This is a genomic window from Pedobacter sp. JCM 36344, assembly GCF_046546555.1.
GTDB lineage: Bacteria > Bacteroidota > Bacteroidia > Sphingobacteriales > Sphingobacteriaceae > Pedobacter.
This window is the reverse complement of the sequence record NZ_JBKHKK010000004.1, coordinates 204,752-217,768: the sequence shown is the minus strand read 5'-3', so window position 1 is coordinate 217,768 and position 13,017 is coordinate 204,752. Positions and strand designations below refer to the sequence as shown.

The following is a 13,017-nucleotide window of genomic DNA, read 5'->3' as shown; positions in this document are numbered from 1 at the left end:
TAAATAAACATATTTATGAAACGTAATGTTCTAATCATTGTGCTGTTGCTATTTGTATTCAAAGCAAATGCCCAGCAATCTTCAAGTTATGTTCCATCTCCCTCCAACTTAAAAGCAAGAGAAAAATTTATGGATATGAAGTTTGGCTTGTTCATTCATTGGGGCATATATAGCGTTCTAGGCGATGGAGAGTGGATCATGCATACTCGAAAAATACCATATTACAATTATAAAAGGTTAGCTGATTTCTTTAATCCACAAGAATTTAATGCGAAGGAGTGGGTCGCTTTAGCAAAAAACTCAGGTATGAAATACATTACTATTACCTCGAGGCACCATGACGGTTTTAGTATGTTCAATACAAAAGCCTCGCCTTATAACATCGTAGATGCAACACCCTACAAAAAGGATCCCTTAAAAGAGCTTGCTGATGAATGTGTTAAAGAAGGAATTGAACTTAGGTTTTATTATTCGCTATTAGACTGGGGCAGAGAAGATTATTCTTTTGGTAGTAAAATAGTTAATGGTAAGCCTGTAAAAGGAGACTGGGATAGCTATATAAATTTTATGAAAACGCAGTTGACGGAATTGATCACAAATTATCCAAGTATTAAAGGAATTTGGTTTGACGGCGACTGGGAACGTAAAGACGTCAATTGGCACTATGATGAGATCTATGCATTAATCCATAAATTGAATCCGGAAATCATGATTGGGAACAACCATCATCTGGCGCCGAAAGCTGGTGAGGATTTTCAATTGTTCGAAAAGGATCTTCCGGGTAATAATACTGCAGGATTTAGTGCTGGAGCGAAAATTGGTACTATTCCATTAGAGACTTGTGAAACGATGAACGGCAGCTGGGGTTTCAATATTAATGACCGCAGCTACAAGTCTGTTAAGCAACTTGTACATTACCTCGTAAATGCAGCTGGTAGAGATGCAAATTTTCTTTTGAATGTAGGTCCAATGCCCAATGGAAAAATCCAACCAGAGTTTTCCGATACCCTTTTAAAGATTGGGGATTGGATGAAGGTAAACAGTGAGAGCATTTATGGTACGCGAGGTAATGTCGTGGCTGCACAACTTTGGGGTGTGGTTACAGCAAAAGAGAAAATTTGGTATACACATGTGCTTACTTTACCAGACAATAAAACTGTGACTGTTCCAGTGGGGAATAAAAAAGTCAGGTCGGCAACTTTGCTGGATGGTAATAGAAAACTCAAGTTCAAGCAGGATAAGGGTGATTTAACTATAAATCTTGAAACTGCATCGGCAGAGAGCCTAGATACTGTGGTAAAGTTGACTTTTTAGATTTTTCGCTAATGCTTGCCTTTAAATATTAAATTTAGCCGATGGAATACTTACTCGGTATTGATATTGGAACAGGAAGCACAAAGGCCGTTGCAGTCGGTTTAGGAGGTGAGACACTATCAGTTCATCAGGTTTACAATGATACCAAATCAACGCAGGGTGGTTTTGCAGAGCAGGATCCAGAAGCGATCTGGATTGCCTTCAAGACCTGCTTGCTAACATTTTATGATAAGCTCAGCATCCAGCCTCTCGCAATTTCATTAAGCAGTGCCATGCATGGTTTGATCTTGGCCGATGAGCATAATGAATTGCTCTCTCCGATGATTACCTGGGCGGATTCAAGAAGTGCAGCTATTGCGGCACGCATTAAAGATTCTGAAGCCGGGAAATGGCTTTACGAACGTACCGGAACTCCTATTCATGCCATGTCGCCCCTTTGTAAGATCATTTGGTTTAGAGAAAATCAACCTGCTTTATTTGAAAAATTGCACAGGGTTTTTTCTATCAAAGAATATATCTGGTACAAGCTTTTTGCTGAATTTGCTGTTGACCATTCCATTGCCTCCTCCACAGGCCTCTTCAATATTCATAGTCTGGAATGGGATAGTCAAGCTCTTGAATTGGCTGGAATATTTAAAGAACAACTTTCTACGCTTGTGCAGACCGATTATACGCGTTCTGGACTTGAATTGAGAGATCAAAGTCTTAGTGCTTTTGCCTCTACTCAATTTGTAATTGGTGCAAGTGATGGCTGTCTGGCAAACCTAGGAAGTCTTGCAATCGAGCCTGGCATAGCTGCTTTGACAATTGGCACCAGCGGGGCTGTAAGAGTGGCGAGTAGAATTCCTATTATTAATTATCCTGCTATGACCTTTAATTATGTTTTGGATAATGAATTTTTCATTTGTGGTGGAGCTGTTAACAATGGTGGGTCTGCTGTTCAATGGTTGTTAAAGAATATTTTCGGGGAATCGGAGCTGACTGAGATCGTCTACACGCAACTATTTAAGCGCATTAGTCAAGTTGAAGCAGGTAGCGATAGTTTATTGTTTTTACCTTACTTGTCAGGGGAACGTGCTCCATTGTGGGATTCGGACAGTTGCGGAACATTTTTTGGACTAAGACTTCATCACAGCAGACCTCAGCTCGCGAGAGCTGTTCTGGAAGGCATATGCTTTACCTTGTATGAGGTGTTGCAGGTGGTGGAAAGTAATGGTGAAGCAATTACCCAATTGAATGTAAGCGGTGGCTTTGTTCAGTCTGAAGTTTGGATGCAAATATTGGCAGATATAACCGGTAAGAAATTAGTACTTATTCAAGAAGAGGATGCATCTGCAATCGGAGCGGTAATTCTTGCAGCCAAAACATTGAAGCTCAACCTTTCGCTGAACGATAAAAATCTCCATTCAATATTGCCTAACATAGCAAATCATGAAACTTACCAGAAAATATTTCCCATATTTAAAGCGCTTTATCTTTCTCTAAAACCGCTTATGAAACAGCTGCAGCAACTTAATCATTAACAGATGTCTTTATTTATAGTGCTATTTGGAATACTATTGCTGCTGTTGCTGATTATACGGAAGTTAAACCCTATGATAGCGTTGGTAATTGTGGCCATCGTAACGGGTTTACTGCTAGGGATGCCAGCAAATAAGGTAATGCTTTCGATTAGCGCAGGTGTGGGAAGTACTCTTGGAAGTATGGTGTTGGTATTGGCACTCGGAGCTATGATGGGAAAGCTTATTGAGGATAGTGGCGCAGCAAAGAAGATTGTTTTTATTTTAATTGGTGCTTTCGGTCAGCGAAATATTCAATGGGCTATTTTGCTTACTGGTTTTCTAGTTGGTATTCCGTTGTTTTATAATGCGGGTTTTGTGGTTTTGATACCTCTGGTGTTCGCAATAGCCGCGACCACGAAGCTTCCGAAGCTTTATGTCGGCCTACCGATGGCTGCTGCATTATCTGTTACGCACGGCTTTTTACCCCCTCATCCGGGGCCAGTTGCTTTAGCTGCGATCTTCCATGCAGATATGGGAAAGACCTTGCTTTATGGCTTGATGTTGAGTGTACCAATTGCCGTAGTTGCCGGTGTGCTATTCCCGAGAATGATCATAAAAAGAGACAAGAAAGTATTTGATACGCCCTTTATGATCCCTGACGAGAGTTCATTGCCCTCAACATTAAGTAGTTTTACTTCTGCATTATTACCTGTATTTATCATAATTGTGGGCACAATTGGCTCAGGGGTATCCTATGATTATTCGTTCAAAAGTTTGTTTGTTTTTCTTGCAGATCCCACTGTTGCTTTGCTTACAGCAATTGTATTTACTATTTTCATCCAAAAGATAAAAATAACAGTAGCAATGGAATCATGCACGGCAGGTGTTAAAAGTATCGCGATGATCATCTTAATCATTGCAGCTGGTGGTGGTTTTAAACAAATTTTAGTTGACAGTGGTGTTGGTAATACCGTTAAGGATCTAACATCTACTTTAAACTTGTCACCCTTGTTATTGGCCTGGCTAATTACCGGAGCACTGAGGGTTACTTTAGGTTCTGCCACTGTTGCCGCTCTAACCGCTTCTGGGATCGTTTTGCCGTTAATTGGATTTGGTGCCTCTCCTGAATTGATGGTATTATCTGTGGGTGCAGGAAGTCTGTTGTTTTCTCACGTAAATGATACCGGATTCTGGATGTTTAAAGAATATTTTAACCTAACGCTTAGAGAGACATTCAGCACCTGGTCAGTAATGGAAACTATCGTATCGGTTCTAGGCCTTCTAGGAGTTTTATTATTAAATCAGTTTTTGTAATCTATTTATCTTGCCTTATGCCAGTAGCCTCAAATATCAGTTACGGATATATTCAGGATAGCTTCGATATCGAAATCATTTTGATCGGGATGTGGACTAAAAAATATAAATATATGAAGCTAATTTTTTTTTATTTGCCTATTGTTACGCTTTTATGCGCCTGCTCGGCTAAGAAGCAGGCTGATCTTGTGGTCTATAATGCTAAAGTGTATACAGTAGATGGATCCTTTTCTGTTGTCGAGGCGTTTGCTGTTAAAGATGGAAAAATTTTACAGACCGGATCATCCACTGATATACAGGCGGCTTATAATGGGAAAGAGGTGCTCGATGTTGGTGGCAAAGCTGTTTACCCAGGATTTATAGATGGCCATTCACATTTCTTTCAGTATGGTGTAACATTGCAGCAGGTCGATCTCACCGGTACTGCAAGTTGGCAAGAGGTTTTGCAAAGATTGATTGAATTTTCGAAAACTAATGAAGGTGGCTGGCTTATAGGCAGAGGTTGGGATCAAAATGATTGGACTGAAAAGCAGTTTCCGACCAATTCTGCATTAGACAGCTTATTCCCTGGAAGACCCGTGTTTTTAACCAGAATTGATGGTCACGCCGCAATCGCTAACACTGCAGCTATAAAAACTGCCGATCTAAAAGCTGGTCAGCAGTTAACAGGTGGAGATATTGTTACTTTCGATGGAAAACTAACGGGGCTACTGGTAGATAACGCAGTTGATCTTGTGTCTGAAAAGATCCCATCAGGTACCGCTATCCAAGTGAAAGCAGCAGTACTTGCTGCGCAGCAAAATTGTTTTGCTGTTGGCTTGACAAGCGTTACTGATTGCGGTCTGGATCATGAAGCAGTAGATTTTATTGATAGTTTACAGAAACAGAAGGAACTAAAAATGCGGATGTATGTGATGCTTTCAGATAAGCCGGTCAACTATGATTATCTTTTTGCGAAAGGCGCAATCAAAACTGATAGATTGAACGTACGTTCTTTCAAAGTTTATGCGGATGGGGCGTTGGGCTCCAGGGGTGCCTGCTTGTTGCAACCTTATTCTGATAGGGATAATCACCGTGGCTTCCTGTTGAATGATAAAAAGCATTTTCAGGAGGTAGCAGAGAAAATCTTCAATAAGGGATTTCAGATGTGTACCCATGCGATCGGTGATTCTGCAAATCGAGAAATTCTAAATATTTACGCAAAAGTTTTGAGGGGAAGGAATGACAGAAGATGGCGTATCGAACATGCGCAGGTAATCTCCCCACAAGATTTCGCTCAGTTTGGTAAATTTTCCATTATCCCTTCTGTTCAGTCGACACACGCGACTTCAGATATGTACTGGGCTGGTGAAAGGCTAGGCAAGGAGCGAATTAAGGGTGCCTACGCCAATAAGCAATTGATGAAGCAAAATGGCTGGTTGGTACTTGGAACTGATTTTCCGGTGGAGGAAATTGATCCTGTCTTAACTTTTAACAGTGCAGTATTTCGTAAAGATAAAAAGGGTTATCCTAATAATGGTTTCCAAATGGAAAATGCACTCACCAGAGAAGAAGCTTTAAGAGGGATGACCATTTGGGCAGCGAGAGGTAGTTTTGAAGAAAATGAAAAGGGAAGTATTGAAAAGGGCAAATTTGCAGATTTTGTGATTCTCGATGAGGACATTATGAAGGTGTCTCGTGAAAAAGTATTAAAAGTAAAAGTTATTAAGACATATTTAAACGGAGATAAAGTATATGAGAAAAAGAATTATTGATATTACTTTAATTATCGTCGTATTTGCTTCTATCTCGTTTAAAAAGAAAGAAGTTACATGGGTGGCAATAGGCGATTCCATCACTTACCTAAATGATCATATTAATGAAACAGGCAATAGAGTTACAAAGGGTTACATGACTAGAGTTCAGGAAGCCCTTCCTCATATAAATTTTATTAACCAAGGACATAACGGATGGACCTCGTCCGGTATAGCTAGGGAGATAGATAAGCTCGGAATCGTAAAAGCAGATATATATTCAGTTTTCCTGGGAACTAACGACTGGTGGTCTGGAATTCCGATAGGTAAGCTTTCCGATTATGAGAAGGATACAGGGAATAACACACTTTACGGGTCTTTCCGCATTATTATTAATAAAATCAGAATGTTAAATCCAGATGCAAAGATCATTTTGATTACACCTATGCAGCGCACAGATTTTGTTTATCTGTTAGATAAGAACAATAATGCATGGGGATCATACCATGAAAAAAATGGCCAATTATTAGAGAGTTTTGCCAACGCGATTAATGAGATTGGCAGGAAAGAAAAGATTAAGGTTATCGATCTTTTTCATAGAAAAGGGATGGCTATCAAGAATCTTGTTGCTTACAAACGCTTAAAAGACCCTCTAACAGGCGTATACCAAAACTACCCTTATCCGGAATATACTAAAATCCCTTTTTCTCCGTCTGATGAGTATCCTTATCCGGAATCAGCTATAAACGTAACTTATGACGGCTTACATCCATCTGATCGAGGTTATCAAATAATTTCTCAAGAGCTTATCAAAGTGTTAAAACCGTTATAATATTTTCAAGATGCTTTTTAAAGTTTATCTTTGTAAGACTATGAAAAAGACAAAGTATTTACTACTATTGATTTGCTTAGGTGTTGGTTTAACCGCCTGTAAGAAGAACCTTGGTATAGAGAATTTTGATGTTGAAGGGCAGTTTAAAAAAGATACTACTGCTATTCGTGCTTTTGCCATTGCGAATAATATTCCTATTATTAAAGATTCTATGTATAACATTTTCTACCAGATCATTGCTCCTGGTGCTGGAGAGAAACTTAATAGCCTCAGTACCATTTCGGTAATTTATACTGGGAGACTATTGGACGGAACAGTTTTTGATTCTACAACCACTCCAGCGACCTTTCCATTGAGCAACGCGATCACAGGATGGCAGGCTGGTATTCCTTTGATTAGAAAGGGAGGAAAGATTAGATTATTGCTTCCATCTTTTTACGGATACGGCAATCAAGTTTACCCAAAAATTCCTGCAAATTCAGTGTTGGATTTTACGGTAGAGCTCAGCGATGTGAAGTGAGAGCGACTAGTAATTAATTTTCCCGACTAGTGTTTATCCAATAAATTGCAAATATTGTTGAATTAGGGGATATTGAAACAATAAATTCCGAACCTTTTTATATTTTTCGCTTAAAATGTCTTATAATTAGAAATATTTTAGGTTTATGAGTACAATTAAGTTGAATAATTACCAAAATGTTCCTAATACTTGGGATGAAATGTATATTTCTGACAATAATCTTAGGGAACAGTACCATAAAATCATCAATTATCTTGAAAGGGAATCTGCAAATGATTTAAATAAAAAAGAGGAGCTAGCTAAAAGCCTTTTCATGAGCCAGGGCATTACTTTCACTGTTTATGACAGTGGTGAGGGTATCGAGAAGATTTTTCCATTTGATATTATCCCACGGGTTATTACTTCTAGTGAGTGGTCGTTTATTGAAAAGGGAATTAAACAGAGATTAAAGGCTCTTAATCTTTTTCTTAAGGACGTTTACAGTACACAGTTCATTATCAAAGACGGCGTGATACCGGCCACTTTAATTTATTCCTGTCCCCATTTTTTAAGGGAAATGTATCAGCTCAAGGTGCCACATGATATTTACACACATATAGCCGGGATAGATCTTATCAGGGATTTTGATGGAACTTTTTACGTGCTTGAAGATAATTTAAGGACACCTTCTGGTGTTAGTTACATGCTGGAGAACAGGGAAATCACCAAACGATTATTTCCTGATCTTATTCCACAATGTAAGGTCAGAAGCGTGACAGAGTATCCTTCGATACTTTATAAAAATCTACTCTCTCTTTCTCCTAGAGCCGTTTCCAATCCTACGATTGTGTTGCTTAGTCCTGGAATGTACAACTCCGCCTATTATGAGCATACTACACTAGCACGATTAATGGGCGTAGAGCTTGTAGAAGGAAGAGATTTATTAGTTCGTGATCATAAGGTATTCATGAAGACCACTACTGGACTACAGCAGGTTGATGTTATTTACCGGAGGGTAGACGATGACTTCATTGACCCGTTAGTCTTTAATCCATCGAGTGTGTTAGGTGTGGCAGGATTGATGAGTGCATACAGAAAGGGAAACGTCGCTATCATAAATGCTGTTGGAAACGGGGTGGCTGATGATAAAGCTGTTTACAGTTATGTTCCAGATATGATCAAATATTACCTGAATGAAGAGCCTTTGCTTAAAAACGTACCAACTTATGGACTGGATAAACCCGATGAACAGGCGTACGTTTTCGAGAATATCAATAAAATGGTTATAAAAAAGACTAATGGAAGTGGCGGATATGGTATGTTAATGGGCCATGCTGCGACGGAATCTGAAATCGACGAATATAAAATAGAAATTTTGAAAGATCCAAGAAACTTCATCGCTCAACCGACTATTAGTTTATCAAGTGCTCCATGCTACATTGATGGTATGCTTCATCCTAGAAGAGTGGATTTAAGGCCTTATGCACTATATGGCCCTGATGGCATTTCCATTGTTCCGGGCGGCTTGACCCGGGTTGCCCTAAAGGAAGGGTCACTAGTAGTCAATAGCTCACAGGGTGGTGGAAGTAAAGATACCTGGGTTTTATCATCTTAAAATAAAAATATGTTAAGTAGAGTTGCCTCAAGTTTATATTGGTTGAGTCGTTACGTAGAACGTAGTGATGGTATTTTAAGGATGATTAAAATTAACTATGCTTCTTCACAGGATACCATTCAGGAATTTACCTGGAATCCAGTTCTCCGCCTTTATAGTGGCGGTGATGAAGAAGATATATCCCGAATAAGGACAGATAGTAGGTCTGTAATCGAGTACCTGCTGTTTAATAGAAATAATCCCAATTCTATACTAAATATTATAACACTGGCCAGGGAAAATGCAAGAAGTGTTCAAGAGCACATAGCAAAAGATCTATGGCAGTGTTTGAATGATTATTATCATACAGTTAAAGATCCAAAGCTACTTTGGTATGTACAGAAGGATGATCCGCTCACAGCTCTGGATATCCTTGTCAAGCAAGTCATGCTCTATTATGGAACCGCAGATAGTACTATGGAGCGTGGTGAGATCAGGAGTTTTATGAGCATAGGAAAATACCTCGAGCGTAGTATACAATCGATTGATATTTTGGACACAAAATTTAATTCAATTAGCTCAGATCCAGATCTGCTTACAGATACCTCTTATTGGAAACATTTGCTGCTTTCTCTTGGAGGCTACGAGTTGTATTTAAAATCTTATAGAGAAGGGTTCACAGCTGATAACATCCTAGAACTTGTAATGTTAAATCGAGATTTCCCCCGGTCAGCAATTTATTCTGTTAATAATATACAACGATATTTTGTCCGTTTAAAAAGTGACAAAAACATTCAACATTATAATAATCTTTCTTTCAATATTGGTAGATTAACTAGTACCGTAACATACAATTCTGTTAATTCAATGAAGTCAGAAGGCTTGCACAATTATCTTTTGAAGATTAGAAACGAATTGTATGGAATAGCCAATCTGCTTGATGAATATTATTTTGCCAAATCTTAATCACTAGACGATGCCAGTATTTAAAATAAAGCACATTACAAATTATAAGTATGAAACACCTATTCGTGATAGTGCAAATCAGATAATCCTTTTTCCTATTAAGGATGAATTTCAAAAGGTAATTCTACATGATCTTAACATCTCAAATACTCCTGATGTGGACATATTTCTAGATTATTATGGTAATGAGGTTGGAGTTTTTACTCAAACAGAGCCTCATACCCAGTTGAAAATATATTCAAAGATTTACGTAGAGACTATAGAAAGACCTCTTCCACAGGATGATATCTTCTTAAAAGAGCAATGGGGGATGCTTGCTAACGTAAAAAATGATGTCGAGTTTATTGATTATTTAAAACAGAGCCACTTTGAAAGTGCTGATATGCTGCTCACTGCGTGTAGTAATATGCACAGCAAAGAAGATACACCATATAAGCTGGCGGTGAAGTTTTGCACTTATGTGTTTTCAAATTTCGACTATATTAAAGGTGTTACCACTGTGGATTCAACAATTGACGAGATTATTGGATTAAAGGCTGGCGTTTGTCAGGATTTCGCACATTTGTTAACCACAATGTTGCGTTTTGCGGGTATACCTGCGAGATACGTTAGCGGCTATATTTGTCCTAATAAAGATGGGATGCGAGGTGAAGGTGCTACACATGCATGGGCAGAGGCATATTTGCCTGATTATGGCTGGCTGGGGCTAGATCCTACAAATAACTGCATCGCAAATGAAAAGCATGTTAGGTTAGCTGTTGGTCGTGACTTCAGTGATTGTTCCCCTGTAAAAGGTGTTTACAAAGGTGGTCTGAGTCACATTCTTGAAGTGAATGTGTCAGTTGGGTATGGGCATGAGGATGATGACTTCGAAGCAGATACTTACTTTCAGCCCAAAGAAGTAAATTATAATAAACCAAGCGTAAATATGCCAGTCAAAAACAGTTATCAACGTTATATGGATGCTGTTTCAGAGCAGCAACAACAGCAGCAACAGTAATAATGCATCGTCTAGCAACTTTTTAGGAATCCTTAAAAAACCGTATTTTAGGGATTCTTAACAACCAAATATGAAGCTTAAGCTATTTTTAATCTTGTGTTTTTTACTGCCTGAAGGCCTAAAAGCTCAGGTAAAAGTCAATACAATAAAGTTCAATCGCAAAAGTGAGACTGTTTTTGATGTAAGCGGAAATTTGCTTCGTTTTAAATGGCCTACGGAAAACCAGCGTTTTGCCGAGGTTGTCTTAAATATGCTTCCTACGGAACCACTTTTCAAAAGCCTAAGCATTATCACGAAAGGAGCTGCAAAAGTAATTTCAAGCGATCTTGATCCAGTCTTTCTGTTAAGTATCGGTAGAAGGGATCTGTTATCTCAGAATGGATGGAATATATTTTTTGACAAAGTTCCTCTAAAACCTTATAAAACCTATCCCATAAAATTAAAAAAGACCAGTGCTGAGATTATCACAGTCGGTAATAGAACTGTGATTAAAATATCTGCGCTCAGTGCAGACAAATTTAATGGAGATTTAGAAATTACTTTTTATAACGGTAGTTCGATGTTCAACATTGCTGCGGTTGTAAGTACTATCGATGATGCAACTGCAATTGTTTACGATGCTGGACTGATTGACAAAAAATCTGGCTGGAAAAATATATCATGGACTAATACGAGTGATGAATTCATGACTTGCAGAGTAAAGCCAACTGATACTGCTAAAAATCTTGCAGTAAAATATCGAGCAATTGCGGCAAAGGGCCAAAATGGAGCTATTGCAATTTTTCCTGCGCCACACCAATATTTTTATCCACTCGACGAAGCCTTTAATCTCAAGTTTACCTGGTACGGTGATGATTACAGAAATGTTGTCGATGGTTTCGGTATGGGGATCAGGCAGGATTTAAAGGGAGATAATCGGTTTGTTCCATGGTTTAACGCACCACCGTTAACTAAGCAACGGCTAAATTTTTTCTGCTATCTAAGTGAGAAGGATGAACCGTCTGCATTTACCGAAATCAAAAAGTTTACTCATGAAGATACTTATGTAAAATTACCCGGATTTAAAACCATGTCTAGTCATTTTCACAATGAGTTTGTTATGAAAGTAATGATGGCAAATAAGGAAATGCCGCAAGTACCTGACTTTGTTAAAGTCTTTAAAAAGACAGGAATTGACATCGTCCATCTTGCAGAATTTCATTATACAGCGCATCCGCAAGGTCCTGACGAACTCAGACTGCTTGAGTTGAAGATGTTGTTTGACATGTGCAAAAAGTATTCTGACGATAAATTGCTTTTATTACCAGGAGAAGAACCGAATGAATTTTTTGGAGGTCACTGGCTAGAGTTTTTTCCAAAGGAGGTTTATTGGATTATGTCTCGTAAAAAGGGGCAATCATTGTTCGAGAACCATCCAGTTTATGGTAGGATATATCATATTGGAGATAAGAACGATATGTTGAAACTTCTCGAAATGGAAAACGGGCTGGCCTGGACTGCTCACGCACGTACAAAAGGGTCTGTAAACGCACCAGATGTTTATAAGGATGAGGCTTTCTTTAAATCTGATCAATTTATGGGTGCGGCATGGAAAGCTATGCCTGCAGATCTTTCAGAGCCAAAGCTTGGAAAACGAGTGCTAGATTTGCTTGACGATATGAACAATTGGGGGGAAAGGAAAACGGTAATTACGGAGGCAGACCTATTTACGATCACGCCAGAAAATGAGATGTATGCTCATTTAAATGTTAACTATTTGATGATGGAAAAAATGCCATCATATTCCGAGGGTTGGCAACCTGTTTTGACTGCAATGCAAAAAGGGAAATTTTTTTCCAGCACAGGTGAAGTGTTGATTCCGCAATTAAGTATAAATGGCGAAATTTCTGGAGAAACCATTACATTGGGTAAAACGGGAATTGCAAATATTAAACTGAAGTTAAATTGGACATTCCCGATGAATTTTATTGAAATAATTTCGGGTGACGGAACAAAGATTTATCGTGATAAAATCGATTTGTCGGATACTAAAGCGTTTGGCGATAGGTTGTTCCAATTCAAAACTAAACTTACGGGATGTAAATGGGTGAGAGTTGAAGCTTGGGATATTGCGGCAAACGGTGCATTTTCTCAAACGTTTTATATTGATAATTAGTGTTTTTCCTTTTCAATCTTCCTCAATTGACGGCAAAAATTCATATCAATATGCTAATTTGATACATAAAAATTGGGTACAGAAGACTAAATTTGAAATACACAGCCA

General features: G+C 38.6%; 10 protein-coding genes. All 10 read left to right on the top strand.

Annotated features, from left to right (window positions below; all coding sequences use genetic code 11):
• Window positions 1-15 precede the first annotated feature (15 nt).
• The 10 genes from ACHFIZ_RS06115 to ACHFIZ_RS06070 all read left to right on the top strand — a co-directional run bounded on the left by ACHFIZ_RS06115 (window position 16) and on the right by ACHFIZ_RS06070 (window position 12,909).
• Complete coding sequence (locus ACHFIZ_RS06115; RefSeq protein WP_410883893.1) at window positions 16-1,314, top strand: alpha-L-fucosidase; 1,299 nt, start codon at window positions 16-18, stop codon at window positions 1,312-1,314.
• Window positions 1,315-1,355: 41 nt separating this feature from the next.
• Window positions 1,356-2,837: a gluconokinase gene (locus tag ACHFIZ_RS06110; protein ID WP_410883891.1), complete on the top strand. Its 1,482-nt coding sequence runs from the start codon at window positions 1,356-1,358 to the stop codon at window positions 2,835-2,837.
• Between the two features lie 3 nt (window positions 2,838-2,840).
• Entirely contained in the window at window positions 2,841-4,130 is a 1,290-nt protein-coding gene (locus ACHFIZ_RS06105; protein WP_410883889.1) for a gluconate:H+ symporter, read from the top strand.
• 17 nt (window positions 4,131-4,147) lie between these two features.
• Window positions 4,148-5,884: an amidohydrolase gene (locus tag ACHFIZ_RS06100; RefSeq protein WP_410883887.1), complete on the top strand. Its 1,737-nt coding sequence runs from the start codon at window positions 4,148-4,150 to the stop codon at window positions 5,882-5,884.
• Window positions 5,865-6,695, top strand: a complete 831-nt coding sequence (locus tag ACHFIZ_RS06095) for an SGNH/GDSL hydrolase family protein (protein ID WP_410883885.1) — start codon at window positions 5,865-5,867, stop codon at window positions 6,693-6,695. Before ACHFIZ_RS06100 ends, ACHFIZ_RS06095 begins: the two co-directional genes overlap by 20 nt.
• A gap of 40 nt (window positions 6,696-6,735) precedes the next feature.
• On the top strand, window positions 6,736-7,215 hold the full coding sequence (locus tag ACHFIZ_RS06090) for an FKBP-type peptidyl-prolyl cis-trans isomerase (protein WP_410883883.1): 480 nt from the start codon (window positions 6,736-6,738) through the stop codon (window positions 7,213-7,215).
• 145 nt (window positions 7,216-7,360) lie between these two features.
• A complete protein-coding gene (locus ACHFIZ_RS06085) occupies window positions 7,361-8,809 on the top strand; it encodes a circularly permuted type 2 ATP-grasp protein (protein ID WP_410883881.1) in 1,449 nt (482 codons plus the stop codon).
• 9 nt (window positions 8,810-8,818) lie between these two features.
• The gene (locus ACHFIZ_RS06080; protein WP_410883879.1) at window positions 8,819-9,754 is read left to right on the top strand and encodes an alpha-E domain-containing protein; all 936 of its coding nucleotides are present in this window, start codon (window positions 8,819-8,821) and stop codon (window positions 9,752-9,754) included.
• A gap of 10 nt (window positions 9,755-9,764) precedes the next feature.
• Window positions 9,765-10,754 carry a transglutaminase family protein gene (locus ACHFIZ_RS06075; protein ID WP_410883877.1) on the top strand — a complete coding sequence of 330 codons (990 nt, stop codon included), beginning with the start codon at window positions 9,765-9,767 and terminating at the stop codon, window positions 10,752-10,754.
• Between the two features lie 70 nt (window positions 10,755-10,824).
• On the top strand, window positions 10,825-12,909 hold the full coding sequence (locus tag ACHFIZ_RS06070; RefSeq protein WP_410883875.1) for a hypothetical protein: 2,085 nt from the start codon (window positions 10,825-10,827) through the stop codon (window positions 12,907-12,909).
• Window positions 12,910-13,017: the final 108 nt, after the last annotated feature.

Bases quoted from the DNA above. Each gene is read 5' to 3' on its own strand.
- ACHFIZ_RS06115 (WP_410883893.1), top strand. From the start codon at position 16: ATGAAACGTAATGTTCTAATCATTGTGCTGTTGCTATTTGTATTCAAA.
- ACHFIZ_RS06110 (WP_410883891.1), top strand. From the start codon at position 1,356: ATGGAATACTTACTCGGTATTGATATTGGAACAGGAAGCACAAAGGCC.
- ACHFIZ_RS06105 (WP_410883889.1), top strand. From the start codon at position 2,841: ATGTCTTTATTTATAGTGCTATTTGGAATACTATTGCTGCTGTTGCTG.
- ACHFIZ_RS06100 (WP_410883887.1), top strand. From the start codon at position 4,148: ATGCCAGTAGCCTCAAATATCAGTTACGGATATATTCAGGATAGCTTC.
- ACHFIZ_RS06095 (WP_410883885.1), top strand. From the start codon at position 5,865: ATGAGAAAAAGAATTATTGATATTACTTTAATTATCGTCGTATTTGCT.
- ACHFIZ_RS06090 (WP_410883883.1), top strand. From the start codon at position 6,736: ATGAAAAAGACAAAGTATTTACTACTATTGATTTGCTTAGGTGTTGGT.
- ACHFIZ_RS06085 (WP_410883881.1), top strand. From the start codon at position 7,361: ATGAGTACAATTAAGTTGAATAATTACCAAAATGTTCCTAATACTTGG.
- ACHFIZ_RS06080 (WP_410883879.1), top strand. From the start codon at position 8,819: ATGTTAAGTAGAGTTGCCTCAAGTTTATATTGGTTGAGTCGTTACGTA.
- ACHFIZ_RS06075 (WP_410883877.1), top strand. From the start codon at position 9,765: ATGCCAGTATTTAAAATAAAGCACATTACAAATTATAAGTATGAAACA.
- ACHFIZ_RS06070 (WP_410883875.1), top strand. From the start codon at position 10,825: ATGAAGCTTAAGCTATTTTTAATCTTGTGTTTTTTACTGCCTGAAGGC.